Origin of the sequence: Pseudarthrobacter sp. TAF60_1 (assembly GCF_052113505.1) — a bacterium.
In the GTDB taxonomy this organism is placed as follows: Bacteria; Actinomycetota; Actinomycetes; order Actinomycetales; family Micrococcaceae; genus Arthrobacter.
The window spans coordinates 1-488 of sequence record NZ_JBFRDI010000052.1 but is presented as its reverse complement, the minus strand read 5'-3'; the positions used below and the strand labels follow the sequence as shown (position 1 = coordinate 488).

Below are 488 nucleotides of genomic sequence, written 5' to 3'. Positions count from 1 at the left end.
GTCGCGTTGCGGCCCTCGAAGTGCGGTCCGAGGCCGTAGCCCTTGACGGTGTGGGCCAGGATGACGGTGGGTTTGCCCTTGAACTCGGTCGCTGCCTTATACGCGGCGTACACCTTGTAGTAGTCGTGCCCGCCACGCTTGAGGTTCCAGATCTCATCATCGGTCAGGTCCGCGACCATGTCCTTGGTCTGCGGGGTCTGACCGAAGAAGTGTTCCCGGACGAACCCGCCGGACTCGGCCTTGTAGGTCTGATAGTCACCATCGACGGTCTCGTTCATGATCTTCACGAGCGAACCGTCGGTGTCCTTGGCGAGCAGGTCATCCCACTCCCGGCCCCACACCACCTTGATGACGTTCCAGCCCGCGCCGCGGAAGAACGCTTCGAGTTCCTGCATGATCTTGCCGTTGCCGCGCACCGGCCCGTCCAGGCGCTGGAGGTTGCAGTTGATCACGAAGTTCAGGTTGTCCAGGTTTTCGTTCGCGGCGAG

1 pseudogene is annotated in these 488 nt (G+C 62.1%); it reads right to left on the bottom strand.

The window, feature by feature from the left end:
* Positions 1 to 488: pseudogene (locus tag AB4Y73_RS20445) on the bottom strand (pyruvate dehydrogenase (acetyl-transferring), homodimeric type); the annotation flags it as partial.